The sequence below is a fragment of the Asanoa sp. WMMD1127 genome (assembly GCF_029626225.1).
Taxonomy (GTDB): Bacteria; Actinomycetota; Actinomycetes; order Mycobacteriales; family Micromonosporaceae; genus Asanoa.
Map to the genome: position 1 here is coordinate 7,425,672 of NZ_JARUBP010000001.1, position 24,912 is coordinate 7,450,583.

At 72.0% G+C, this 24,912-nt stretch carries 25 protein-coding genes; 13 read left to right on the forward strand and 12 right to left on the reverse strand.

Annotated elements, in window-relative coordinates:
- Window positions 1-52: 52 nt before the first annotated feature.
- Window positions 53-1,426, reverse strand: a complete 1,374-nt coding sequence (locus O7635_RS35420) for an NYN domain-containing protein (protein WP_278084847.1) — start codon at window positions 1,424-1,426, stop codon at window positions 53-55.
- A gap of 126 nt (window positions 1,427-1,552) precedes the next feature.
- Here O7635_RS35420 and O7635_RS35425 point away from each other — a divergent pair, with 126 nt between their 5' ends.
- The 6 genes from O7635_RS35425 (at window position 1,553) to O7635_RS35450 (ending at window position 7,785) form a co-directional block, all read left to right on the forward strand.
- Window positions 1,553-3,268: a DEDD exonuclease domain-containing protein gene (locus O7635_RS35425; RefSeq protein ID WP_347405324.1), complete on the forward strand. Its 1,716-nt coding sequence runs from the start codon at window positions 1,553-1,555 to the stop codon at window positions 3,266-3,268.
- A gap of 154 nt (window positions 3,269-3,422) precedes the next feature.
- Window positions 3,423-5,204 carry a RelA/SpoT family protein gene (locus O7635_RS35430; RefSeq protein WP_278084848.1) on the forward strand — a complete coding sequence of 594 codons (1,782 nt, stop codon included), beginning with the start codon at window positions 3,423-3,425 and terminating at the stop codon, window positions 5,202-5,204.
- 47 nt (window positions 5,205-5,251) lie between these two features.
- Window positions 5,252-5,821, forward strand: a complete 570-nt coding sequence (locus tag O7635_RS35435; protein WP_278084849.1) for an NUDIX domain-containing protein — start codon at window positions 5,252-5,254, stop codon at window positions 5,819-5,821.
- On the forward strand, window positions 5,814-6,629 hold the full coding sequence (locus O7635_RS35440; RefSeq protein ID WP_278084850.1) for a sugar phosphate nucleotidyltransferase: 816 nt from the start codon (window positions 5,814-5,816) through the stop codon (window positions 6,627-6,629). The genes O7635_RS35435 and O7635_RS35440 overlap by 8 nt, the downstream gene beginning before the upstream one ends.
- A 33-nt stretch (window positions 6,630-6,662) precedes the next feature.
- Window positions 6,663-6,950 carry an Lrp/AsnC ligand binding domain-containing protein gene (locus O7635_RS35445; RefSeq protein ID WP_278084851.1) on the forward strand — a complete coding sequence of 96 codons (288 nt, stop codon included), beginning with the start codon at window positions 6,663-6,665 and terminating at the stop codon, window positions 6,948-6,950.
- Entirely contained in the window at window positions 6,937-7,785 is an 849-nt protein-coding gene (locus O7635_RS35450; RefSeq protein WP_278084852.1) for an alpha/beta fold hydrolase, read from the forward strand. The genes O7635_RS35445 and O7635_RS35450 overlap by 14 nt, the downstream gene beginning before the upstream one ends.
- A gap of 860 nt (window positions 7,786-8,645) precedes the next feature.
- Here O7635_RS35450 and O7635_RS35455 read toward each other — a convergent pair.
- The 5 genes from O7635_RS35455 to O7635_RS35475 all read right to left on the reverse strand — a co-directional run bounded on the left by O7635_RS35455 (window position 8,646) and on the right by O7635_RS35475 (window position 13,264).
- Window positions 8,646-8,849, reverse strand: coding sequence for a hypothetical protein (locus O7635_RS35455; protein WP_278084853.1), 204 nt, complete (start codon window positions 8,847-8,849; stop codon window positions 8,646-8,648).
- Window positions 8,850-9,017: 168 nt separating this feature from the next.
- On the reverse strand, window positions 9,018-10,634 hold the full coding sequence (locus tag O7635_RS35460) for a ubiquinol-cytochrome c reductase cytochrome b subunit (RefSeq protein WP_278084854.1): 1,617 nt from the start codon (window positions 10,632-10,634) through the stop codon (window positions 9,018-9,020).
- On the reverse strand, window positions 10,631-11,764 hold the full coding sequence (locus tag O7635_RS35465) for a Rieske 2Fe-2S domain-containing protein (RefSeq protein WP_278084855.1): 1,134 nt from the start codon (window positions 11,762-11,764) through the stop codon (window positions 10,631-10,633). The genes O7635_RS35460 and O7635_RS35465 overlap by 4 nt, the downstream gene beginning before the upstream one ends.
- Window positions 11,761-12,591, reverse strand: coding sequence for a c-type cytochrome (locus O7635_RS35470; protein ID WP_278084856.1), 831 nt, complete (start codon window positions 12,589-12,591; stop codon window positions 11,761-11,763). Before O7635_RS35470 ends, O7635_RS35465 begins: the two co-directional genes overlap by 4 nt.
- A 73-nt stretch (window positions 12,592-12,664) precedes the next feature.
- Window positions 12,665-13,264 (reverse strand): heme-copper oxidase subunit III, encoded by a 600-nt coding sequence (locus tag O7635_RS35475; RefSeq protein ID WP_278084857.1) that lies wholly within the window; start codon window positions 13,262-13,264, stop codon window positions 12,665-12,667.
- A 109-nt stretch (window positions 13,265-13,373) separates the two neighbouring features.
- Here O7635_RS35475 and O7635_RS35480 point away from each other — a divergent pair, with 109 nt between their 5' ends.
- The 3 genes from O7635_RS35480 to trpD are packed head-to-tail and all read left to right on the forward strand — an operon-like array spanning window position 13,374 to window position 15,850.
- The gene (locus O7635_RS35480) at window positions 13,374-14,306 is read left to right on the forward strand and encodes a cytochrome c oxidase assembly protein (RefSeq protein WP_278085658.1); all 933 of its coding nucleotides are present in this window, start codon (window positions 13,374-13,376) and stop codon (window positions 14,304-14,306) included.
- Between the two features lie 18 nt (window positions 14,307-14,324).
- Window positions 14,325-14,741 (forward strand): hypothetical protein, encoded by a 417-nt coding sequence (locus O7635_RS35485; protein WP_278084858.1) that lies wholly within the window; start codon window positions 14,325-14,327, stop codon window positions 14,739-14,741.
- Between the two features lie 47 nt (window positions 14,742-14,788).
- Window positions 14,789-15,850 (forward strand): anthranilate phosphoribosyltransferase, encoded by a 1,062-nt coding sequence (gene trpD, locus O7635_RS35490; protein WP_278084859.1) that lies wholly within the window; start codon window positions 14,789-14,791, stop codon window positions 15,848-15,850.
- A gap of 130 nt (window positions 15,851-15,980) precedes the next feature.
- Here the strand turns inward: trpD and O7635_RS35495 are convergent, their stop codons facing one another.
- Entirely contained in the window at window positions 15,981-16,406 is a 426-nt protein-coding gene (locus O7635_RS35495) for a cytochrome c oxidase subunit 4 (protein ID WP_278084860.1), read from the reverse strand.
- A gap of 10 nt (window positions 16,407-16,416) precedes the next feature.
- A complete protein-coding gene (gene coxB, locus O7635_RS35500; RefSeq protein ID WP_278084861.1) occupies window positions 16,417-17,340 on the reverse strand; it encodes a cytochrome c oxidase subunit II in 924 nt (307 codons plus the stop codon).
- 112 nt (window positions 17,341-17,452) lie between these two features.
- On the opposite strand from coxB, the gene O7635_RS35505 reads away from it, so the two are divergent.
- The gene (locus tag O7635_RS35505; protein WP_278084862.1) at window positions 17,453-18,592 is read left to right on the forward strand and encodes an aminotransferase class V-fold PLP-dependent enzyme; all 1,140 of its coding nucleotides are present in this window, start codon (window positions 17,453-17,455) and stop codon (window positions 18,590-18,592) included.
- A complete protein-coding gene (locus O7635_RS35510; RefSeq protein ID WP_278084863.1) occupies window positions 18,589-18,807 on the forward strand; it encodes a sulfurtransferase TusA family protein in 219 nt (72 codons plus the stop codon). The genes O7635_RS35505 and O7635_RS35510 overlap by 4 nt, the downstream gene beginning before the upstream one ends.
- On the opposite strand, the gene O7635_RS35515 is transcribed toward O7635_RS35510, so the two are convergent.
- From O7635_RS35515 to O7635_RS35530, 4 genes are all read right to left on the reverse strand, one after another.
- On the reverse strand, window positions 18,804-19,310 hold the full coding sequence (locus O7635_RS35515) for an AAA family ATPase (protein WP_278084864.1): 507 nt from the start codon (window positions 19,308-19,310) through the stop codon (window positions 18,804-18,806). The two genes, O7635_RS35510 and O7635_RS35515, sit on opposite strands and share 4 nt — an antisense overlap.
- Window positions 19,307-20,284: a carbohydrate kinase family protein gene (locus O7635_RS35520; protein ID WP_278084865.1), complete on the reverse strand. Its 978-nt coding sequence runs from the start codon at window positions 20,282-20,284 to the stop codon at window positions 19,307-19,309. The genes O7635_RS35515 and O7635_RS35520 overlap by 4 nt, the downstream gene beginning before the upstream one ends.
- 132 nt (window positions 20,285-20,416) lie before the next feature.
- On the reverse strand, window positions 20,417-20,782 hold the full coding sequence (erpA, locus tag O7635_RS35525) for an iron-sulfur cluster insertion protein ErpA (RefSeq protein WP_203700756.1): 366 nt from the start codon (window positions 20,780-20,782) through the stop codon (window positions 20,417-20,419).
- 148 nt (window positions 20,783-20,930) lie between these two features.
- Entirely contained in the window at window positions 20,931-22,058 is a 1,128-nt protein-coding gene (locus O7635_RS35530; protein ID WP_278084866.1) for a glycerate kinase, read from the reverse strand.
- A gap of 68 nt (window positions 22,059-22,126) precedes the next feature.
- Between O7635_RS35530 and nadA the strand changes: the two genes are divergently transcribed.
- Window positions 22,127-23,296 carry a quinolinate synthase NadA gene (gene nadA, locus O7635_RS35535; RefSeq protein ID WP_278084867.1) on the forward strand — a complete coding sequence of 390 codons (1,170 nt, stop codon included), beginning with the start codon at window positions 22,127-22,129 and terminating at the stop codon, window positions 23,294-23,296.
- 197 nt (window positions 23,297-23,493) lie between these two features.
- Window positions 23,494-24,837 (forward strand): UDP-N-acetylglucosamine 1-carboxyvinyltransferase, encoded by a 1,344-nt coding sequence (gene murA / locus O7635_RS35540; protein WP_278084868.1) that lies wholly within the window; start codon window positions 23,494-23,496, stop codon window positions 24,835-24,837.
- Window positions 24,838-24,912: the final 75 nt, after the last annotated feature.

The following is a 24,912-nucleotide window of genomic DNA, read 5'->3' on the forward strand; positions in this document are numbered from 1 at the left end:
GACACCGTCCGTGATGAGAACGCTAGCGAGCGGGTCTGACAAAAATCGGGGCTCAACTCCGCGACAGCCGCCTGACCAGGGCATCTGCGCCAAGTGGGTAGGCGCCGTGGCGGCGTACACCGTCGGCGACCTCACGGTCTGAACTGACCACGACCACCGGCCGGCCGCTCGGCTCGGCGCGCACCAGGCGGCGGATCAGCTCGTCGGCGGTCTCGCCCTTGCGCGAGAACAGCACCCGGACCCCGCGGGGCGCCGGCGGCAGCCCGTGCACCCGCTCGGCGCCGTCGAAGACCACGGTCACCTCGTCGCCGGTCTGCGCCGCGATCCCGCCCAGCCCGGTGATCAGCCGCTTGCGCTGCTGTTCGAGGGACATGTCGCCGTACCCCCGTTTGGTGACGTTGTAGCCGTCGACCACCAGATGGGCGCGGGGCAGGGCGAGCAGCTGGTCGAGGCGAGCCGGGTCGTCGTTGTCGAGGGCGCGCGCGGTGGAGGCGGCGCCGGGCTGGTCACCGTGCGCCTCGGCGACATAGTCGGCCGGGCGGCGGTCGGTGGGCTCCAGGGCCAGCTCGCGGCGCAACCCCACGGCGGCCTGTCCGATCGTCTCCAGCAGCAGCCAGAGCCGCGCGTCGTCGACGGAGCGGGCCTCCTTGGCACTCTGCCGGGCACTGCCGGCCGCCGTCTCCGCCTCGGCCAGCCGGGCCCGCACCCGTCGCAGCTCGGCGTCATGATCGGCCGCGGCCCGGGTGGCCCGACCCTTCTCGGTGGCCAGCATCTCGGTCGCCTTGCGCTCGCGGGCCTGCACCTCACGCAGCTGCCGCCCCTGCACCCGGAGCTCCTCGCGGAGCTGGCCGAGCTCGGCGCTGACCCGGGCCAGCTCGTCGCGGAGCTTGTCGGCCTCGCTGCGGGCCACCGCGCGATCGTGCTCGGCCCGCGCGACGCGCTGCTCGGCGTCGCGGACGAGGCCGGCGATGGCGGCGCTGTCAGCCTCGGCCCGGACGGCCTCGCCGGCCGCCTCGACCAGCTCACGCCACCCGACCGGCCGGGCCAGGTAAGCCAGCGCGGCCACCTCGACCGGGTCGGCGGCGGCGGGGCAGATGCCGTCGACCACCGCGGCGCCCAGGTCGCCGACCTCGGCGATCACCCGGGCGGAGATCCGCTGGCGGAACAGCGAGTCGCCGGCGAGCTGGGCGGCGATGGCGGGGCCGCCGAGGCGGGCGCGGCGGTTGGGGGCGAACTTCGCGACCCGGCGCAGGGGTACGGGCTGCTCGTCGAAGGGCAGGCCGGGCAGCGCGGACGCGGCCAGGGCCACCACGCGCTGGCGTACGGGCTCGGGAAGGAGGGGTTCGACCTCCGGCTCCGGACCGGCGGACGACGGCGTGACCGCTTCCTCGGGAAGGCGGCCGTCGCGCGGTTCGGGCTCGGACATGGAGCAAGTCTCCCACCGTCGGCCACCCGAGCGCCCGTCGATGTAGTGGATCTTTTTACGCGGGTACGCGAAACGCCTGGGGCAGGTGCGACGGAAGTGTCGTACCCGTGTTCTAACGTCCCTGCCGTGGTGGATCAGCTCTTCGTCCAGGGCACGCTCGACGGCCTCCTGGCCGCCGGCGACGCGACCGACCTGCGCGACGCGACCTTCGTCGTGGTCGACCTGGAGACCACCGGCGGCGCGCCCGACGGTGGCGGGATCACCGAGATCGGGGCGGTCAAGGTCCGCGGCGGCGAGGAGCTAGGGGTGCTGGCCACCCTGGTCAACCCGGGCCAGCCGATCCCGCCGTTCATCACCGTGCTGACCGGCATCACGCAGGCCATGGTGCTGCCGGCCCCACCGATCGAGGAGGTGCTGCCGCCGTTCCTCGAGTTCGTCAAGGGCGCCGTGCTGGTCGCCCACAACGCGCCCTACGACGTCGGCTTCCTCAAGGCGGCGTGTGCCAAGTTCGGCTACGCGTGGCCCAACCCGCGGGTCCTCGACACCGCCGCCCTGGCCCGCCGGGTGCTGATCCGCGACGAGGTGCCCAACCGCAAGCTCGGCACGCTGGCCGCCCACTTCCGCACGCCCAACCAGCCCACCCACCGGGCGCTCGACGACGCCAAGGCCACGGTCGACGTGCTGCACGCCATGATCGGCCGGCTGGGCAGCCACAACGTGACCACGGTGGCCGACGCGATCGAGTTCGCCAAGGCGGTCACCCCGACCCAGCGGCGCAAACGGCACCTGGCCGAGGGGCTCCCGCACGCGCCGGGGGTCTACATCTTCCGCGCCGGCGACGGCCGCCCGCTCTACGTGGGCACCTCGGTCGACATCGCCACGCGGGTGCGCAGCTACTTCACGGCGGCCGAGAAGCGGGCCCGGATGTCCGAGATGCTGGCCGCCGCGGAAAAGGTCGAGGCGGTCGAGTGCGCCCACGGGCTGGAGGCCGAGATCCGCGAGCTGCGGCTGATCGCGGCGCACGCCCCGCCCTACAACCGGCGCTCGAAGTTCCCCGAGCGGGTGGTCTGGCTCAAGCTCACCGACGAGGTCTACCCGCGGCTGTCCGTGGTCCGGGCGCTGGCCGCCGACGACACCGCCTACCTCGGGCCGTTCACCTCGCGGCGGGCCGCCGACCTGGCCGCCGCCGCGGTGCACGACGCGATCCCGCTGCGGCAGTGCACGCTGCGCCTGTCGGCGAAGACCAAGACGCCCGCCTGCGCCCTGGCCGAGCTGGGCAAGTGCGCGGCGCCGTGCGAGCACAGGATCAGTCGGGAGGCCTACGAGGAGAGCGCGGCGGCGCCGTTCCGGGCGGCGACCACCGGCGATCCCCGGCGGGTGGTCGAGTCGCTGCTGGCCCGCATCGCGGTGCTCTCCGACGCGCAGCGCTACGAGGACGCGGCCGTGGTGCGCGGGCGGCTGGCCGCCGTCCTGCGGGCCGCCGTGCGGATGCAGCGGCTGTTCGGGCTGACCACGATCGCCGAGCTGGTCGCGGCCCGCCGGGGCGGCGACGGCGGGTGGGAGCTGGCGATCGTCCGACAGGGCCGGCTGGTCGCCGCCGGCAACTCGCCACCCAGGGTCCATCCACGCGCGACGATCGAGGTGCTCCGCGCGACCGCCGAGACCGTGCTGCCCGGGCACGGGCCGGTGCCGAGCGCGACCGCCGAGGAGACCGAGCGGATCCTGTCGTGGTTGGAGAAGCCCGACACCCGGTTGGTGGAGGCGTCCACCGGCTGGGCGTCGCCCGTCCGTGGAGCGGCCCGCTACCGCGAGTTGCTCCGAAAGGCGGAAGCCCTTGGTTAACCGCAAGACTCACCCGTTCGCCCAGAAGCAACTGACCATTTGGACTACGGTGCGTGACTTAGTCTGGTAGAGAAATGCACTCGTGACTGTCTCGCCCGATTTCCCGGGCGCAGGCACGGTCGCGGGTGCCGGCCTCGTCAGGAGGTGTGCGGGCGTGGATGTCGACGCCGGTCACGGCGCCGCGCTGGGTCGTGTGGTGCCCGTTCAGCCGAGCGACCTGCCCATCTCCCGCCGGCTACGGACGTTCCTGTCCTGGCCCGGGTCCGACGACGACCCGGTCACGCGGCTCGTCCGGACCCACCGCGAGGTGCACGCCGGCGACGCCAACGTGCTCCGCCGGGCCTACGGGATCGCCGAGAGCATGCACCGCGGCCAGTTCCGCAAGAGCGGCGAGCCGTTCATCACCCACCCGCTGGCCGTCGCGCAGATCCTGGCCGAGCTCGGCATGGACACGACCACGCTGGTGGCCGCGCTGCTGCACGACACGGTCGAGGACACCCGCTACACGCTGCAGGCCCTGCACGGCGACTTCGGGCCCGAGGTGGCCCACCTCGTCGACGGCGTGACCAAGTTCGACAAGGCGTTCTACGGCAAGGCGGCCGAGGCCGAGACGATCCGCAAGATGCTGGTCGCGGCCGGCAAGGACGTCCGCGTCCTGATCATCAAGCTGGCCGACCGGCTGCACAACATGCGCACGCTCGACGCCCGCTCCCCCTCCTCGCGGGCCCGGATCGCCAAGGCCACCCTCGACGTGCTGGTGCCGCTCTGCGACCGGCTCGGCATCCAGCTGCTCAAGCGGGAGCTCGACGACGCGGTGCTCTACCACCTCGAGCCCGACGGCTACGCCACGGTCGACGAGCACGTGCAGGCCCGCACCGGCTGGGACGAATACGTGACCGAGGTGGCCCTGCGGGCCAAGCAGGCGCTGCGCCGCCACCGCGTGACCGCGCTGGTCTCGGCCCGCCCGCGGCACTACTACTCGATCTGGAAGGACACGGTCGAGGCCGGCTACGCGGTGCCGCACGACCTGCCCCGCATCGCGGTGGTGGTCGACGGCGCCGACACCGACTGCTACGCCGCGCTCGGCGCGATCCACGGCTGTTGGCGGCCGGTCCCGGGCCGGTTCAAGGACTTCATCGCGTCACCGAAGAACAACCTCTACCGCTCGCTGCACACCACGGTGATCGGCCCCGACGACCGCTCGGTCGAGGTGCTGATCCGCACCGAGGCGATGCACCAGCTGGCCGAATACGGCATCGCCGCGCACTTCCGCTATCCCAAGACCCCGGCCGCCATGGCCGAGTCCCGCGTCGAGCAGCTCGCCTGGCTGCGCCGCGTACTCGACTGGGAGCAGGCCACCTCCGACGCCGCGCAGTTCCTCGAGTCGCTGCGCTGCGACCTCGCCGAGTCGCAGATCCAGGTCTTCGCCGAGGGCCGCCAGATCGTCCTGCCGTCCGGCTCGACCCCGGTCGACCTGGCCTACGAGCTGGCCACCGAACGCGGCGACCACTGCCTGGCCGCCACCATCAACGGCCGCCTCGCTCCCCTGTCGTCCGAGCTCAGCGAGGGCGACGTCGTCGAGATCTTCACCGAGGCCGACTCGACCGAGAGCGCCGCCGTCCCGGCCGGCCCCCGCAAGGAGTGGCTGGGCTTCGTCAAGTCGCCCCAGGCCCAGATGCAGATCAACCGCTGGTTCGCCGACCACGACGAGCCGGGCATCAGCATCCCCGACAAGGTCCGCCTGGGCCGCGCCACGATCGGCCTGGCCCTGCGCCGCCACGACCGCGGCCTGGCCAGCGACCTGCCGTTGCGTCAGCTGGCCGACGAGATGGGCTACCCCGACCTGGAGACGCTCCTGGTCGCCGTCTTCGACCGCGCGATCACCCCGGAGTCGGTGGTCGACCGCCTGGTCGCCCTCGTCGACCGCCGCGAATAGCGGTGACCGGGGCCGGTCGGTGTGGTCGGTGCCTTTAGCCTTGCTCTGTGAGTCCCCGCCGCCGCGTGATGCGTGCCTTCGTCTACGGAGTGTTCTACCGGCTTCCGCATCCCGTGCGCAGGCGGATCGTGCGCAGCTTCGTGCCCAAATACATTGTGGGCGGGGTGACGCTCGTCCGTGACTCCGAGGCGCCGGCGCCGGGGCGGTTGCTGCTGCTGCGCCAGCCGCCCGGGCGCGGGTGGGGATTGCCGGCCGGGCTGCTGCGGCGCGGCGAGGCCCCGATCGTCGGCGCGGCGCGCGAGCTGGCCGAGGAGTCGGGCATCACTGTGGACCCGCGGGAGCTGACGCCGGCCGTGCCGAACGCCGTCGTACACGCCAAGGGTTGGGTCGACATGGTTTTCGAGCTGTCGGTGCCGGCGTCCACCACCGTGCTCGAAGTGGACGGCGCCGAGGTCTACGAGGCGGCCTTCCATCCCCTCGACGACCTGCCGAGGCTGACGGTGGCGACCGCGCGGCTGCTCGCCTACTACGGCATCGGGCCGCTGGTCGCCCCGGACGACCCGACCAGCATGGAGCGGCCCAGCGCGCCCGAAGAGACGCCCACCCGCGATGGGTGACCTCTGCGCGGTCGTGCTGGCGGCCGGCGAGGGGCAACGCCTGCGACCGCTGACCGAGCTGCTTCCCAAGGCGCTCTGCCCGGTCGGCAACGTACCCCTTCTCGATCTCGCCCTGGCCCGGGTCGCCGGGTTCGGGCTCGCCGGGCCCGCCGACGTCGCGGTCAACGCGTCCTATCTCGGTGAGCAGGTGGTCGCGCACACCGGCGACCGGGCCCAACTCTCGGTCGAGCCGGACCACCCCCTGGGCACCTCCGGCGGGCTCGGCAACCTGCGCGAGTGGGTCGGCGGGCGGGGCGTCCTGGTCAGCAACGCCGACGCCTATCTCGCCGACGGTGACCCCGGCGCGCTGCTCGACGGCTGGGACGGCGAGACCGTGCGGCTGCTCGGCCAGCCGGTCCGCGACACGAGTCAGCCGGGGCTGTTCAGCGGGCACCGGTTCGCCGGCTTCTCGCTGCTGCCGTGGCGGCGGGTGCGCGACCTGACCGCGGCGCCGGCCGAGCTGGTGCGCACCGTCTGGCGGCCCGCTGAGGCGGCCGGCGAGCTCGAGGTCATCCCCTTCGAGGGGACGTTCATCGACACGGGTACGCCGCGCGACTACCTCGCGGCCAACCTGCACGCGGCCGGCGGTGGCAACCTTGTCGCCGGCGCCGTGACCGGGCGGTGCGTGCGCTCCGTGGTCGGGGCCGGCGCGGTCGTGGCCGGCGACGTCACCGACAGCGTCGTCTGGCCCGGCGCCGAGGTGGCGGCGGGCGAGCGGCTCGACCACGTGATCCGGGCGGGCGGGCAGCTGACGGTGGCGGGCCGCTAGCATTCGTCCAGACACGACGAGAGGAGCCCATCGGTGATCACCGCGATCGTCCTGATCGACTGCGCCGCCGACTCGATCCCCGAGGTGGCCGAGAAGCTGGCCGATCTCGACGGGGTCAGCGAGGTCTACTCCGTCGCCGGGGGCGTCGACCTGATCGCGATCGTCCGGGTCCGCGAGTTCGACCAGATCGCCGACGTCATCGCGGGCGGCATCTCCAAGGTCGACGGCGTGATCAACACGGACACGCACATCGCCTTCCGGGCCTACTCGCACCACGACCTCGAAGAGGCGTTCGCGATCGGTCTCCGTGAGTCCGACTGAGCCACGGCTCGTCGACCGGGGCACCGACCGCCTCGCCGTCCGGCACTACCCCGCGGCGTCACCGGGCGCTCCGGTCGCCGTCGTGCTGCCGGCGATGGGCGTCGCGGGCCGCTTCTACCGCCCGCTGGCCGCGTCGCTGGTGGCCGCCGGGTTCGCCGTGGTCGTCGCCGACCTGCGCGGCACGGGCGACAGCACCCCCGCACCCAACCGATCCTCGGCGTACGGCTATGCCGACCTCGCCGACGACGTCGGCGCGGTGCTGGACTCGCTGAAGGCCGACTACGCCGACCGCCGCACCGTGCTGGTCGGCCATTCGCTGGGCGGTCAGGCGGGCCTGATGCACGTGGCCACCACCCCGGACGCGCCGGTCGACGGCATCGCCCTGGTCGCGGCGGCCGTCCCCTACTGGCGGTCGTACCCGCGGCACGGCCTGATCGTCGGCGCCTACATGCAGTCGATCGGCGCCACCGCCGCGGCCCTGCGGGTATGGCCCGGCTGGACGTTCGGCGGCCGCCAGGCCCGCGGTGTGATCCGGGACTGGGCGCGCTCGGGCCGCACGGGCGCCTTCCCGCCGATCAACGGCGTCGACACCGAAGCGGCCGTCGGCGAGCTGACCACGCCGGTACTGGCGATCAGCATCGACGAGGACGCTTACACGCCCCACGAAGCGGTCGACCACACGGTCGCCAAGCTCCGCCGGTCACCGGTCCGCCGCGAACGCATCGCCCGGATCGTGGCCGAAGGCCGGCCGGCCCACTTCGCGTGGGCCCGCTCCCCCGAGCCGGTCACGACCCTGGTCCAAGACTGGCACGCAAGCCTTCCACCGCGCCCTTAGCCCCGCGAGAGGCGGAGGAAGCTACCTTTACGGGCACGCCACCGGCTGGATGGCCGCGGCATCGAGGACGGCGAGAGTCGGGGTGGTGCGCTCGTCCGGTCCGCCGCCGCGACCGCGACCTAAGTGGATGCTCGGCGGGTCGCGGAGCCGCGCGCTCCGGCTCGGCCAGCCCTTCCGTCCGCAATCTGCCCGGGAAAGGCCGAGGCCGCCGCGCATGCTCGAGGGGTAGGCAGCGGGTGCCGTCACTGAGGCGCCGTGACCGCACCGACTCGTGCAGCAAGCAACCCTGCGCGCCGCCGCGGAAACGCCGCGCGCCTACGCTGCGGAGCAGGCCCCCGCAGAACCACAGCGCCCGCAGGTCACTGACAAAGGCGGCGCACGCCACCGCGGAAACGCACCGCGCCGGGCCTGCGCGCGGAGCAGGCGAACCCGCGCGGAAACACGGCGCCCGTGCCTAGTCACGACAAAGGCGGCGCACGCCGCCGCAGAAACGCACAGCCCGCGCCCACTCGCGCGGAAGGCAACGCGCGCGTCCACGGAAACGCACCGCCCGCGCCGGGTCACGGGGATGGCAGCGCACGCCGCCACGGAAACGGCACCACCCCCCGCACCCACTCACGCGGAAGGCAGCGCACGCCACCACGGAAAACGGCACCACCCACGCCCACTCGCGCGGAAGGCAGCGCACGCCGTCGCGGAAACGGCAGTGCCCTGCACCTCCTCACGCGGAAGGCAGCGCACGCCGCCGCCGAAACGGCACTGACCGCGTGTGCTGGGGAAGGAGCACTGCGCGTGACGCCGACGCAGCCGCGCGCCCGCCCGCGGCGACGCCGCGCGCCGGGGGGATGTGGCCGGGCCGGCTAGGCGGCGCGGCGCTGTTCGGGGGCTACGCGGCCCTTGCGGCTCGAGCGCAGCCAGACCGTGACCGGCGCGATGACCAGCGCCGCCCCACACCCGTCGCAGACCAGCTCTGGGCACTCGCCGCCGTGGTCGTCGCACGGGGGTGGCGCGAACGGCATTTCGGTGTTGCATACGGCGCAGGTGAGTTCCTCTTCGCCACGCATGGCGTCTCCTTTCGAAGAGCGGAACCCGGAACGCGAGCGGCCGTCATCACCGCTCATGGGTCACGCTGCCACGCGGGCACGCCGCACCGTGGGAAGTGGGTCGGCGTGTCGCACACGCGCGAAAGGCGAGGATCCCCGCTGGGATCCTCGCCTTTCGACAGGAGCGACTCAGTGCTTGGACTCGATCTCGCGGCGTTCCGGCGGCGCTTCGACCGGCGGGTGGCCGGGGGAAACCGGCGCTTCCGCGGGTCGTTCGATCGGCCGGAAGAAGCCCTTGATCGCGGGGCCGAGGGCGCCGAGGCGGTTCATCTTCTTCGGGACGACCCAGCCGGCGTACTCCAGCTCCTCGTGGTCGTGGCCCAGTGGCTGGTGCACCTCGTAGAACCGGCCGTCGGGGGCCCGGCGGATGATGCCGGTCTCGACGCCGTGGGCCAGCACCTCGCGGTCGTGCTGCTGCAGGCCCAGGCAGATCCGGTAGGCCACCCAGTAGGCCAGCGGCGGCAGGACCAGAAGGCCGATCCGGCCGGCCCAGGTCATCGCGTTCAGGCTGATGTTGAACTTGTCGGCGATGACGTCGTTGCCGCCGGAGAGGACCAGCACCAGGAAGAACATGACCGCCATGGAGCCGATCGCGGTGCGCTGCGGCACGTCGCGCGGACGGTCCAGCAGGTTGTGGATCTTGTTGTCGCGGTTGATCCGCGCCTCGAGGAACGGATAGAACAGCGACAACCCCACGAGGATGCCGGGCAGCACCACCGTCGGCCAGAAGATCGGCGGGATGACGTAGCCGTGGCCGCCGGCTATCGGTATGCCGATGTTGATCTGCCAGGCGGGCATCAACCGGGTCGAGCCGTCGAGGAACATGACGTACCAGTCGGGCTGGGACGCCGCCGAGACGACCCCGGCCTCGTAGGGGCCGAACAGCCAGATCGGGTTGATCTGCAGGACGCCCGCGAGCACCGCGATCACGCCGGCCACGGCCATGAAGAAGCCGGCCTGCTTGATCGTGTAGCGCGGGAAGAACCGCTCGCCCACCACGTTGGTGTTGGTCCGGCCGGGGCCGGGCCACTGGGTGTGCTTCTGCTTGAACACCAGCGCCAGGTGGACGCTGATCAGCGCGACCAGCAGGGCCGGGATCAGCAGCACGTGGGCGATGAAGAACCGGCTGATGATGATGTCGCCCGGGAACTCGCCGTTGAAGATCGACGAGGTGACCCACGTGCCGATCACGGGGATGGACAGCATGATCGCCGAGGCGATCCGCAGGCCCGTGCCCGACAGCGCGTCGTCCGGGAGCGAGTAGCCGGTGAAGCCGGCGAGGAAGCCGACCCAGAACAGCAGCGAGCCGATGATCCAGTTGACCTCGCGCGGCTTGCGGAACGCACCGGTGAAGAAGATGCGCAGCATGTGCACGACGATCGCGGCCATGAAGACCAGCGCCGACCAGTGGTGCATCTGGCGCATGACCAGACCGCCACGGACGTCGAACGACAGGTCCAGCGAGGACGCGTAGGCCGCCGACATGTGCACGCCACGCAGCGGCGCGTAGCTGCCGTCGTAGGTGACCTCCTTCAGCGATGGCTCGAAGAAGAGGGTCAGGAACGTGCCGGTCAGCAGCAGGACGATGAACGAGAAGAGCGCGATCTCGCCCAGCAGGAACGACCAGTGGTCGGGGAAGACCTTGTTGATGATGCTGCGCAGCGGGGTGGCTACGCCGAGCCGGTCCTCGACCTCGTTGCCGGCCTTGGCCGGCAGGGTCCGCACGTCAATCTTTCGGCGCTTCACGGCCGCTCCCAGAAGTCAGGGCCGACGGTGGCCGGGAAATCCGACCGTGCCACGAAGTATCCCTCTTCGTCGACGTCGAGCGGAAGCTGCGGAAGGCTGCGGCTCGCCGGGCCGAAGATGGGCTTCGCGTTGTCGGTGATGAGGAACTGCGACTGGTGGCACGGGCAGAGCAGCCGGTTGGTCTGCTGCTCGTAGAGGCTGGCCGGGCAACCCGCGTGCGTGCAGATCTTCGAGTACGCGATGTAGTCGCCGTACATGAAGTCGCTGCGGTTGAAGGTGTCCTGCCGGAGGCCCTGCTCGTTGTTGGCCCGGGCCACGTCGGCGTCTTCCGGCCGCAGGTGGATCAGCAGCGTCGGCGAGTCGGCGTGGACGTTGGTCGCGCCCTCGGGGATGCCTGGGAAGACCGTCATCTGGCCGCCGGCGCTCACGTCGGCCGGGCGGATCGGCGTGCCGTCGTCGCGGGTCAGCCGGACCAACCGGGTGCTGCCGTCGGGCTCCTTGATCGGGGCCCAGCCGGTCGTGAACATCTGGTTGTTGGCGTGCGGGTTCTTGATCAGGCCACCGATCAGCGGCGCCGCGGCCAGCACGGCCAGCGGCGCGGCGCCGGCCGCGGCGGCGAGGCCCAGCAGCGGCCGCCGCTTCACCCCGAGCTCTTCGACCATGTAGGCCAGCGTCTGGCCGACCGCCCGGCGGTCGCCCTCCGGCGCGCCGCCGTCGTGCCGGTCCTGGATCGACACCTCCTTGGGCAGCAGCTTCTTGCCCCAGGTGAGGATCGCGAACGCGAGGAACAGCAGGCACAGGCCGAGCGTCACGCCGAGGATCGGCGTGTAGAACGTCTCCAGCGTGTCGCCGGGGTTCCACCGCCACGGCCACACGATGTAGAAGACGACGAAGGCCGTCGCGAACAGGCCGGACAGCAGGAACATCCAGGAGACCGTGCGGGTCATCCGCTTCTCGAGCTTGGAACCGCGCTCCGGGAACTGCGGCTCGTAGTGCACGATGTCGACGCCGTCCTGGCGGGCGGCGGCCTTGACCTTCTCGAAGCGGGTCGTACGCGGGTCGTCGTAGTCGATCTCCTCGGGCACGGCCGCGTGGTGGCCGTTGCCGTTGGACCCCGTCTGGAGTGTCATGACTTCCCCGCAATCCACAGTGCCGTGAAGATCAGCGCCGTCATGCCGACCACGAAGACCGCCAGGCCCTCGGTCGTCGGGCCGAGCCGGCCCAGGTTGAAGCCGCCGGGGTCGTTCTCCTTCAGCGTGTCCTGGATGTAGGCGATCACGTCACGCTTCTCGTCCGGCGTGAGCTGGTTGTCGCCGAAGACCGGCATGTTCTGCGGGCCGGAGAGCATCGCGGCCCAGATGACGCGGTCGGTCGTGTCGGAGAGCCGGGGCGCGAACTTGCCCGAGGACAGCGCGCCGCCGCCACCGCCGAAGGCGTGGCACTGCGAGCAGTTGAGCCGGAAGATCTCGCCACCCACCGCGACGTCACCGCCGGAGCGCAGGTCGGTGCCCTCCGGAAGGTCCGGGCCGCCGCCCAGCTCCTGGACGTACTGCGCGATCTGGCGGGTCTGCTCCTCGTTGAAGACCGGCGGCTTCTCGATCGCCTGGGCGCTCTGCGAGCCGAGCGGCATGCGGCCGGTGCCGACCTGGAACTCGACCGAGGCCGCGCCGACGCCGACCAGGCTCGGGCCGCGGCCCTGGATGCCCTCGCCGCCGGAGCCATGGCAGGTGATGCAGCTGTTGTCGAACAGCTCCTTGCCCTCCATGGCGGCCGGCGACAGCGGCGCGTCCTCGGCGGAGATCGCCGGCGCGAACGCCGTGTAGAGGCCGCCGGCGAGCACGAGCGCGGCGAGCAGCCGGGTCGCCGAGGCGATCCGACGTCGGGCCTTGCTCCGCGGCACGGCACGCCGCCTGCGCATCCGGGCGAGCAGACCGCCGGACCGGTGCGGAGATGTCATCAGCCTTTGTCCTTCACGGGTGTGCGACCTTGTCCCTTGGACGGTGCGGGGGTCGAAAACGTGACGTTCATGATCACTGGAGACCGTAGATCATGAGGAAGAGTCCGATCCACACGACGTCGACGAAGTGCCAGTAGTAGGACACCACGATCGCCGACGTCGCCTGCGCCGGGGTGAAGCGCCCCATCGTCGTCCGGATCATGTAGATGATGAAGGCGAGCAGACCGCCGGCCACGTGCAGGCCGTGGAAGCCGGTGGTCAGGTAGAACATCGAGCCGTAGCCGTCTGCGTTGATCTTGATGCCCTCGCCGACCAGCGTCCGGTATTCGTAGAGCTGGCCGATCAGGAACGTCAGGCCCATGAAGAACGTCAGCGTGAACCACTGCCGCAGCTTGAACACGTCACCGCGCTCGGCCGCGAACACGCCCATCTGGCAGGTGATCGACGACAGCACCAGGATCACGGTGAACGTCGTCGCGTACGGCAGGTTGAGATGCTGGGTGTGCTCCGCCCACAGCTCGGGCGCCGCCGCCCGGATCGAGAAGTACATCGCGAACAACGCCGCGAAGAACATCAGTTCACTGGAGAGCCAGACGATGGTCCCGACGCTGACCATGTTCGGTCTCGTCAGGGAATGGATCCGGCTCTTGTCGATCGCTGGGGCCGCAGTCACGCGGTCATTATTGCGCTCGACCACGCCAGACGATCGTCGGGGTGCGCCCGGCGCGTCGCGGCCCGGCAAATGCCACCAAGCCGACCAGGTCTAGCCTGGCCTCGTGGTCCTGGCAGAAACCCTGGCGGAAACGACGCCTCCGCCGTTCGGCGCCGCGTCGGTCTTCACCGAGATCCGGCTCGACAGCTGGCTCACGGTGCTGCTCGTCGTCGCGGCCGGCCTCTACCTCTACGGCGTGCACCGGCTGCGGCTGCGCGGTGACCGCTGGCCCGTCGCCCGCACCGTGTTCTTCCTGGTCCCGGGCCTCGGCGGTATCGCTTCGGTCACGGTCAGTGGCCTCCACGCGTACGACACGACGTTGCTCTCCGTCCACATGGTGCAGCACATGGTGCTCTCCATGGTCGCCCCGATCTTCCTGGCCCTCGGCGCGCCGATGACGCTGGCCCTGCGCACCCTGCACGGCGCGCCCCGCCGCCGCCTGCTCGCCGTCGTGCACAGCCGGGTCGCGCGGGTGTTCACCTTCCCGCTCGTCGCCTTCGGCCTGTTCGTGGCGACGCCGTTCGCCCTCTACTTCACCGGGCTCTACGAGCAGACGCTGCGCCACGAGTGGCTGCACGAGCTCACCCACGCCCACTTCATCGCGGTCGGCTGCCTGTTCTTCTGGCCGCTGCTCGGCCTCGACCCGCTGCCCGGCCGCTGGCCCTACCCGGCGCGCGCCCTGCTCATGCTGCTCTCCGTGCCGTTCCACACCGTGCTGGGGCTGACCATCATGCAGAGCAGCACGCTGCTCGGCGGCGACTGGTACCCGTCGCTGCACCTCTCCTGGGCCAACCCCTTCGACGACCAGAAGACGGCCGGCGGCATCCTCTGGGCCGGCGGCGAGTTCGTCAGTGTGACGATGATCGCGGTGCTGGTGGTGCAGTGGATCCGCGCCTCCGAGCGGGAGGCCCGGCGGATCGACCGGGAGCTCGACCGGCAGGAGGCCCGGGAGCGGGCTCAAGATCAAAACGACGCGACGGTACGATCGGCCGCGCGCGACTAACGACGTGGGAGCCTTTCGATGATCGACCGCACGTACACCGTCCTGCTCTACAGCGACGACCCGAAGGTGCGCGACCGGATGCGCCTGGCCGTGGGCACCCGGCCGGCCGCCGACCTGCAGGTCGAGTTCGTCGAGGCCGACGACTACGACGCCTGCGTGCGCCTGGTCGACGACTACGAGATCGACCTGATGCTGCTCGACGGTGAGGCGACCCCGGCCGGCGGGCTGGGCCTGGCCCGGCAGATCAAGGACGACCGCCCCAACGCCTCGCCGCCGGTCTGCGTGGTGCTGGCCCGGGCCGCCGATCGCTGGCTCGCCGCCTACGCCCAGGTCGAGGGCACGCTGATGTACCCGCTCGACCCGATCGAGACCGGCCGCACCGTCGCGGCGATGCTCCGCTCCTACGCGACCGGCGGGCCCGTCACCACCGCCTGACCGGCGCCACACCCCACTCACCTCTGCCCGCCACTGGGAGGCCCGGCATGGGCGATCGGACCTGGCCCAACCTGCTCACCGCGCTGCTGCGCGACGAGGAGCTAGCGACCCCCGACACCGCCTGGGCGATGGGCGAGATCATGGCGGGCTCGGCCACGCCGGCCCAGATCGCCGCGTTCATGATGGCGCTGCGGGCCAAGGGTGAGACGCCGGCCGAGCTGGCCGGTCTCGTCGAGGCGATGCTCGGCGCGGCGGTCGCGGTCGACCTGCCCGAGGAGATCCGGGCCGACGCCGTCGACGTGGTCGGCACCGGCGGCGACCGGGCGCACACCGTCAACATCTCGACGATGGCCGCGATCGTGGTGGCGGCCGCCGGCGTCCGGGTGGTCAAGCACGGCAACCGCGCCGCGTCGTCGCTGTGCGGCACCGCCGACCTGCTGGAGCACTTCGGCATCCCGCTGGAGCTCGGACCGGCCGGGGTGGCCCGCACGGTCACCGAGGCCGGCATCGGCTTCTGCTTCGCGGCCCGGTTCCACCCGGGCATGCGGCACGCCGGCCCGACCCGGCGCGAGATCGGCGTGCCCACCGCGTTCAACTTCCTCGGCCCGATGTGCAACCCGGCCCGGCCGCGGTCGGGCCTGGTCGGCTGCTTCGACGAGCGGATGGCCCCGGTGATGGCCGCGGTGTTCGCCGGCCGCGGCGACTCGGTGCTCGTGGTCCGCGGCGAGGACGGCCTCGACGAGATCAGCACCGCCGCGCCGACCCGCGTCTGGATGGCCGCCGGCGGCACCGTGAGCGAGACCCGCCTCGACACCGTCGACCTGGGTCTCCCCCGCTCGCAGCCGGGCGACCTGCGCGGCGGCGACGCGACGTTCAACGCCGACGCCGCCCGCCGGGTCCTGGCCGGCGAGCCGGGCCCGGTCCGCGACGCCACCCTGGTCAACGCGGCGGCGGCCCTGGTGGCCCACGCCGGCGGCGCCGACGACCTGCCGGCCTCGCTGACCAGGGCGCTGGAGCACGCGGCCGCAGCGGTCGACTCAGGGGCCGCGGCGGCCCTCCTGGACCGCTGGGTGGCGGTGGCCCAGCAGGCCAAGGCCGCGGGCCTGTAGCAAGGAACGGTCCGTTCCTAACGCTTTCCGCATAACAACGGGCCGTTCCTAACGCGCGCAGCGCGGGCCGCCGCGAGGCGGCGAACGGGAAAAGGCCGGCCCCATCGGGGCCGGCCTTCTCGCGTGATGCTCAGTGCTCGGCGGTGCGACGGGTGCCGGTGTAGTACTCGAAGAGCAGGCCGCAGGCGGTCAGGACCACCGCGACCAGGCCGATGATCAGCAGCCAGACCTGCCAGAAGACCAGGCCGAGGCCCGCGATCGAGGCGGCCAGCGCGATGCCGAACGGCCAGTAGCTGCCCGGGCTGAAGAAGCCGATCTCGCCCGCGCCGTCGGCGATCTCACCGTCGGCGCGGTCCTCCGGGCGCGGCTCGATGCGCCGGCTGACGAACCAGAAGAAGCCGCCGCACATCGACGTGAGCAGGAAGCTCAGGGCCAGCGCGACCGTGCCGACCCAGTCGATGCCGGTGAGCTGCCCATTGGTCCAGAACGCGTAGACGAACGTGGCGACGAAGAGGAAGGCGGAGATGACGCTGAACAGTTTCCACTCGGTGCGCATGGCCGGCCTCTCAGCTTCCCGCGCCGGCGCCCGCGCCGGTCGGGTTGAAGTTCTGCTGCGTGCGTCGGGTCGGGAACGGCGACGTGGTGGACGCGAACGGGTCCTGGCCGATCGACTGCAGCGCAGCCTGGGTGCTCTGCCCGGCCTGCTTCGCGGCGAGGAACTGGTCGTACTGGTCACCGGAGACGGCCCGCAGCTCGAAGTTCATCATCGAGTGGTAGGTGCCGCACAGCTCGGCGCACCGGCCGACGTAGGCGCCCTCCTGGTCGATGGTGACCTCGAAGACGTTGCGGATGTTGCCGGGGAAGACGTCGCGCTTGAACAGCAGCTCCGGCACCCAGAACGAGTGGATGACGTCGCGGCTCGTCTCCTCGAAGCGGATCGTGCGGCCGGTCGGCAGCACCAGCACCGGGATGACGTCGGTGGTGCCCAGCGTCGAGGTGACGGTCTGCCCGACCCGGTCACCCTCGGTGGGGCCGGACTGGTAGTTGAACTGCCAGTTCCACTTGAACGCCTCGACCTCGACGGTCACGTCGGGGTTGGCCGACCGCCGGTCGACGTCGGTCTGCACGATCGCCGTGTAGTAGAAGAGGACGGAGACGACGAGGATCGGCGCGATGGTGTAGAGGAACTCCATCGGCATGTTGAACCGGGTCTGCACCGGCAGCTTGTCGCCCCGCTTGCGATAGCGGATGACGCACCAGAAGATCAGGCCCCAGACGAAGATGCCGACGATCAGGGCGGCGATGGTGGAGCCGATCCAGAGGTCGTACATCCGCTTGGACTGCTCGGTGATGCCGTTCTGCGGCCAGCCGAAACCGTCGACGTGCTTGCCGACGTCGCAGCCGGAGAGCAGCAAGAGCAGCGCACCGGCGACGCCGAGGACGGCCAACCGGATAGCTGCCGGCCGCGCTTTCGATCGCTCTGCGGACACCTTGTGGTCCTGCCCCTCTCGCACCTGCCGTCACCGACGGTCGCACATTACTCGACCAAGGTCCGCACACCGCCCGTGGGGTCGGCGCGCCGCACGGGGATAACGTTTGATCGTGGGGGTTTCCGAGGTCTATCTCGACGCCGCGAGCGCCGCTCCGCTGCATCCGGCCGCCCGCCAGGCGCTGGCCGCGGCGCTCGACGACGGCTGGGCCGATCCGGCGCGGCTCTACTCCCGCGCCCGCCGGTCCCGCCAGCTGCTCGACGCCGCGCGCGGGGCCACGGCGGAGGTGCTGGGCGTACGCCCGGACGAGCTGTCGTTCACGGCCGGTGGCACGGCGGCGGCGCACACGGCGGTGCTCGGCGGGCTGGCCGGCCGGCAACGGGTCGGTCGCGGGCTCGTCCACTCGGCGATCGAGCACTCCGCGGTGCTGCACGCGGCGGAGCGGCACGTCGCGGCCGGCGGCGCCGCGCACGAGGTCGGTGTGGACCGCCTGGGTCGGGTCGACCTCGACGCGTTCGGCGCGGCGGTGGCGGCCGACGGCACCGCGCTGGCCGCGCTGATCAGCGCCAGCCACGAGGTCGGCACCGTCCAGCCGGTGGCCGCGGCGGCCGAGCTCTGCGCCGCACACGGCGTGCCGCTCTATGTGGACGCGGCCCAGTCGGTCGGCCGGGTCCCGGTGCCCGCCGGCTGGTCGATCCTCACGGCGAGCGCCCACAAGTGGGGCGGACCGCCCGGCGTCGGCCTGCTGGTGGTGCGCAAGGGCACCCGGTTCGTCACGCCGGGCCCGGCCGAGGAGCGCGCCGACCGCACCGCCGACCTGCCGGCCGTCGTGGCCGCCGCCGCGGCGCTGCGGGCCGTGACGGCCGAGGCGGCGGCGCTGGCGCAGCGGCACCGGGCGCTGGTCGACCGGATCCGCGAAACGGTGGCCGCAACGGTGCCCGACGTCGAGGTGGTCGGCGACCCTGCCGACCGGCTGCCGCACCTGGTCACGTTCTCGTGCCTCTACGTCGACGGTGAGGCGCTCCTGCACGCGCTCGACCGGCGCGGGTTCGCGGTCTCGTCCGGGTCGTCGTGCACCTCGTCGACGCTGACGCCGAGCCACGTGCTGGTCGCGATGGGCGTGCTCTCCCACGGCAACGTGCGGGTCTCGCTGCACCGCGACAGCACCGACGCCGACGTCGACCGGTTCCTGGCCGAGCTGCCGGGCATCGTCGCCGACCTGCGGGCGCAGGCGGGAGTGGTGAACCTGTGAGCGTCGACGTGCTCGACTGCCGCGGCCAGCGCTGCCCACTGCCGGTGATCGCGCTGGCCCGCCGGCTGCCGCAGCTTCCGGTCGGCGCGACGGTGCGGGTGCTGGCCGACGACCCGGCCGCCGCGACCGACATCCCGGCCTGGTGCCGGATGCGCGGCCAGCACTACCTCGGCTCCCCCGAGCCCGCCGCGTTCGACGTGCGCCGGGAGAGCTAGTCGCGGATCCAGGCGAGCGTGCCGGCCAGCGGGTCGCCGCCGGCCGACGTGTCGACGACCAGGCGGCGACCGACGTACGGCTCGTACTCCGCCATCCGCAGCACCGTCTGCTCCCATGTCGGGTTGCCGTCCGGCGCGGCCGCGTGCCGGGTCTCCACCCGCCGCCGGTGCTCGGCCATGTCGCCGCACCACACCTCGACGATGCGCAGCGCGGCGCCGGTGCGCTCGCAGAGCACCGGCCAGGTGGCGCGGGCCGCGGCGACCGGGTTGACCGCGTCGACGACCACGGTCAACCCCATCGCGAGCTGGGCCTCGGCCAGGGCGGCGACCACGCCGTACGCGGTGACGCCCGGCGCCGTCTCGACCACCTCGTGCTCGCGGAGCACCCGGTCGACGCGGTCGACGGTCAGCACGGGCGCCGGCAGCGCGGCGCCGACCCGGGCGGCCAGGGTGCTCTTGCCGACCCCGGGCAGGCCGGCGAAGACGACCAGGCGGGGTGTCACCCCTGCAGGTGCGGGCGCACGTCGTCCGCGGCGTCCTGCCCGTAGGAGTCGCCGAGTCGCTTGAGGAAGGTGTCGGCGCGCAGGTCGTACTCCTGGCCGCCGGCGCCTTCGAGAACCAGGCCGGCGAGCAGCGAGCCGATCTGGGCCGAGCGCTCGAGGTCGAGACCCCAGGAGAGGCCGGCGAAGAAGCCGGCGCGGAAGCCGTCGCCGACGCCGGTCGGGTCGACGGGCTGCACGTCCCGCGCGATCGGCACGTGGATCCGCTCGATGCCCTTGCCGGTGATCTCGACGCCGTTCTTGCCCAGCGTGGTCACCCGCACCTCGACCTTGTCGAGCACCTCGGCGTCGGACAGGCCGGTCTTGCTCTCCAGCAGCGACTTCTCGTAGTCGTTGGTGAGCAGGTAGGCGGCGCCGTCGATGAGCTGCACGATGTCGTCGCCGCCCATCCGGGCCAGCTGCTGCGACGGGTCGGCCGCGAACCGGTAGCCGCGGGCCCGGCACTCCTGCGAGTGCCGCACCATGCCCTCCGGGTCGTCGGCGCTGATCAGCACCAGGTCGAAGCCGCCGACCCGGTCGTTGGCCGGCGCGAGCTCGATGTTGCGGGCCTCGCTCATCGCGCCCGCGTAGAACGACGCGATCTGGCACATGTCCTCGTCGGTGGTGCAGACGAAGCGGGCCGTGTGCAGGAGCTCGGAGACGTGCACGGAGTCGCAGTCGACGCCGTGCCGCTCGAGCCACGCGCGGTATTCCTCGAAGTCGGTGCCGACCGCGCCGATCAGCACCGGGTGCAGGCCGAGCCGGGCCATCCCGAAGGCGATGTTGGCGGCCACCCCGCCGCGCCGCACCACGAGGTCGTCGATGAGGAAGGAGAGCGACACCTTGTGGAGCTGGTCGGCGATCAACTGGTCGGCGAACCGGCCAGGGAAGTGCATCAGGTGGTCGGTGGCGATCGAGCCGCTAACGGCGATCTTCATGTCGGCCCTCGGGGTCGGTGGACAGAGTTGACGCGCGCTGCCGAGCGCCGCGCCGGGAGAGCTTACCGGCCGGTCAGACACGACGAACGGGACCGCCGGAAGTGGCGGCCCCGTTCGTCGGAGGTCGTGGGCTTAGTGGAACGAGTCGCCGCACGCGCAGGAGTTCTGCGCGTTGGGGTTGTCGATCGTGAAGCCCTGCGCGTCGATCCGGTCGGCGAAGTCGATGGTCGCGCCGGACAGGTAGGGAGCGCTCATCCGGTCGACGACCACCTCGACACCGCCGAAGTCGTTGACGATGTCACCGTCGAGCGAACGCTCGTCGAAGAAGAGCTGGTAACGCAGGCCGGAGCAGCCACCGGGCTGCACGGCCACGCGGAGCCGCAGGTCGTCGCGGCCTTCCTGCTCGATCAGGGCCTTCACCTTCACCGCCGCGACGTCGGTGAGGACAACGGTCGTAGCCGCGGTCTCGGCCGACCCGGTCTGCGCTGAAGTGGTCACGTGGGATCTCCCTGCTCGCTGCGATCGCCGGCCGCTCGGACCAACGTGGTCTCTCGAGCCAACGCTAGCCCGTCCGCCGGGCATTCCCCATGAGGGTCGTAGGCAAATTTTACCCCTGCGGCAGTTCCTGGGCCCGGTGAGGCCAAAGTCACTGGCGGGACCACTGCCGGGCGAGTCGCGTCGCGAGTTCGCGCAGGCCGTCGGCGGGGCGGGCCATCGCCTCGGCCTCGCCGCCGAAGTGGTCGACCAGGCTCCAGGCCTCGGTGATGCCGGCGTTGGCGGCCTCCCGGCGGCCGGTGCTGACCCGGCCCGCCAGCACCACGCAGGGCACGCCCCGGTCGCGGGCGCCGCCGGCCACCCCGGCCACCACCTTCCCGCGCAGCGACTGGTGATCGAACGAGCCCTCGCCGGTGATCACCAGGTCGGCGCCGTCGAGGGCCTCTTCGAGCCCGATCATCCTGGTCACGAGGCCGATGCCCGATTCGCACCGGCCGCCGAGCGCGAGGACGGCCGCGCCCAGCCCGCCGGCGGCGCCGGCACCCGGGAGCGCGGCCACGTCGGGCGGGCAGGTCGGCAGGTCCTTCACGAGTACGCCGGCGAACCGCTCGAGCGCGGCGTCGAGCAGCAGCACGTCGGCGCGGTCGGCGCCCTTCTGCGGGCCGTAGACGCTGGACGCGCCGTGCAACCCGGTCAGCGGGTTGTCGACGTCGGTGGCCGCCACCAGGGTCGCGCCGCGGGTCATCGGGACGCCGCCGAGCCCGACCGCGTGGGTCAGCGCCGCGCCGCCGTAGGGCAGTGCCGCGCCGTGCTCGTCGAGCGGGGCGGCGCCCAGCGCGGCCAGCATCCCGGCGCCGCCGTCGTTGGTCGCCGATCCGCCGAGGCCGATCACCACGGTGCGGGCGCCGGACTCGACCGCGGCCAGGACCAGCACGCCCAGGCCGTACGACGTGGTGGCCTTGGGGTCGCGCTCGTCGGGGGCCAACAGGTGCAGGCCGCAGGCTTGCGCGCTCTCCACGTACGCCGTGGTCCGGTCGGGGGTCAGCAGCACCTCGGCGTCGACCGGACGGCCCAGCGGGTCGGTGGTCCGCACCGGGATCCGCTCGCCGCCGACCGGCCCGGCCAGCACCTCGACGAAGCCCGGGCCGCCGTCGGAGAGGGGCCGCAGGGTCAGCTCGTCGCCGGGCGCGTGCTCCCGCCAGCCCGCGGCGACCGCCTCCGCCACGGCCGGCGCGGAGAGGGTGCCGGCGAACTTGTCGGGACAGACCAGAATCCGCATAGCGGCAGTGTGACAGCCCACAGTCACCGGGCCGCTGCTGGCGGGCACGGCGGTGGGAAGATTGATCTGTGACGTCGACCTGGACCGAACCCGCCAACACGGCGACCGCCCTGCTGCTGCTGGGGCGCGGCGCCGACCCGTCGTCGGAGAAGGGCGTCGACTGCCCCGGCGAGCTGCCGGCGCCGAGCGACCCCGACCTCGTCGCCCGCGCGACCGCCGCCAAGGCCAAGCTCGGCTCCAAGGTGTTCGTGCTCGGCCACCACTACCAGCGCGACGAGGTCATCCAGTTCGCCGACGTGACCGGTGACTCGTTCAAGCTCGCCCGCGAGGCGGCGGCCCGGCCCGACGCCGAATACATCGTCTTCTGCGGCGTGCACTTCATGGCCGAGTCCGCCGACATCCTGACCACCGACGCGCAGAAGGTCGTGCTCCCCGACCTCGCCGCCGGCTGCTCGATGGCCGACATGGCGCAGCTGCAGCAGGTCGAGGCCGCCTGGGAGGCGCTCGCCGACGCCGGTGTGGCCGATTCCACAGTCCCGGTCACCTACATGAACTCGTCGGCCGACATCAAGGGCTTCGTCGGCCGCAACCACGGCGTCGTCTGCACCTCGTCCAACGCCAAGCGGGCGCTGACCTGGGCGTTCGAGCGCGGCCAGCGGGTGCTCTTCCTGCCCGACCAGCACCTCGGCCGCAACACCGCCGTGCTCGAGATGGGCTTCGACGCCGACGACTGCGTGCTCTGGGACCCGCACAAGCCCAACGGCGGCCTCACCCCGCAGCAGCTCGGCCAGGCCAAGATGATCCTCTGGCGCGGGCACTGCTCGGTGCACGGCCGGTTCACCAAGTCGGCGGTCGACGAGGTGCGCATGCGGGTGCCGGGCGTCAACGTGCTGGTCCACCCCGAGTGCCGCTACGACGTGGTCACGGCGGCCGACTACGTGGGCTCGACCGAATACATCATCAAGGCCATCGAGAACGCGCCGGCCGGCTCGGCGTGGGCGGTCGGCACCGAGCTCAACCTGGTGCGGCGGCTCGCCCAGGCGCACCCCGACAAGCAGGTCATGTTCCTCGACCGGACGGTCTGCTACTGCTCGACGATGAACCGCATCGACCTGCCCCATCTTGTGTGGGCGCTGGAGGAGCTGGCCGAGGGCCGGCTGGTCAACCAGATCACGGTCGACGCGAAGACGGCGGCGGAGGCCCGGTCGGCGCTGGACCAGATGCTCGCCCTGCCGTAAGCGTCGTGACTGTCAGTGGCACCCGGCATCACCGGGTGCCACAGTCGTCCTGATTTCGTGCCAGACAACCCGGTGTGTGTGGCACCACGCCCATCACCGAGCGCTATGCTGCCCGGGCGCCACTCCCGATCAACCCGCTATCCCGCGCCTTGGTTACGGCCGGTGCCTGGGATCGCCGCCCGCCCCCGGAGGTTGCCTTGCCCGATGACGTCCTCGTCGTACACGGCGGCACGCCTTTGCATGGTCAGATCCGGGTCCGCGGGGCCAAGAACCTCGTCTCCAAGGCGATGGTGGCGGCCCTGCTCGGTGACGAGCCCAGCCGGCTCTACGACGTGCCCCGGATCCGCGACGTCGAGGTGGTGCGCGGCCTGCTGGGCGTGCACGGCGTCAAGGTCACCGACGGCGAGGAGGACGGGGAGCTCGTCCTCGACCCGGCCAACGTCGAGCGCGCGTCGACCGACGAGATCAACGTGCACGCCGGGTCGAGCCGAATCCCGATCCTGTTCTGCGGCCCGCTGCTGCACCGGCTCGGGCACGCGTTCATCCCCGACCTGGGCGGCTGCCACATCGGCCCGCGCCCGATCGACTTCCACATCCAGGCGCTGCGCGAGTTCGGCGCGGTGGTCGACAAGACCCCCGAGGGCATGCACCTGACGGCGCCCGCCGGCCTGCACGGCACCAAGTTCGAGCTGCCGTATCCCAGCGTCGGCGCCACCGAGCAGGTGCTGCTGACCGCGGTGCTGGCCAACGGCGTGACCGAGCTGCGCAACGCGGCGGTCGAGCCGGAGATCATCGACCTCATCTGCGTGCTGCAGAAGATGGGCGCGATCATCACGGTCCACACCGACCGGGTCATCGAGATCGAGGGCGTGCCGCGGCTCGGCGGCTACACCCACCGGCCGATCCCCGACCGGATCGAGGCCGCGTCGTGGGCGGCGGCGGCGCTGGCCACCCGCGGCGAGATCGAGGTGCTCGGCGCGCAGCAGGTCGACATGATGACGTTCCTCAACGTCTTCCGCTCGATCGGCGGGGAATACCGGGTCACCGACGGCCTGCCGGCGCGTGGCGTCGAGGGTGGCATCCGGTTCTGGCACCCGGGTGGCGAGCTGCGCGCGGTGGCGCTCGAGACCGACGTGCACCCGGGCTTCATGACCGACTGGCAGCAGCCGCTGGTGGTCGCCCTGACGCAGGCGCGCGGGCTGTCGATCGTCCACGAGACGGTCTACGAGCAGCGGTTGGGCTACACCGAGGCGCTCAACACCATGGGTGCGACGATCCAGGTCTACCGGGACTGCCTGGGCGGCACGCCGTGCCGGTTCGGGCGGCGCAACTTCAAGCACTCCGCGGTCATCGCCGGCCCGTCGAAGCTGCACGCGGCCGACCTGGTGATCCCCGACCTGCGGGCCGGCTTCAGCCACCTGATCGCCGCGCTGGCCGCCGAGGGCACCTCCCGGGTCTACGGCGTCGACCTGATCAACCGGGGCTACGAGGACTTCGAGAGCAAGCTCTCGGCGCTGGGCGCGCACGTCGAGCGCCCCTGACCCCTGTCGATACGCGCAGACGAGCCGATCTTGGGGTCGGCTCGTCTTCGCGTGTCCGGCCCGGCTAACCTCGTG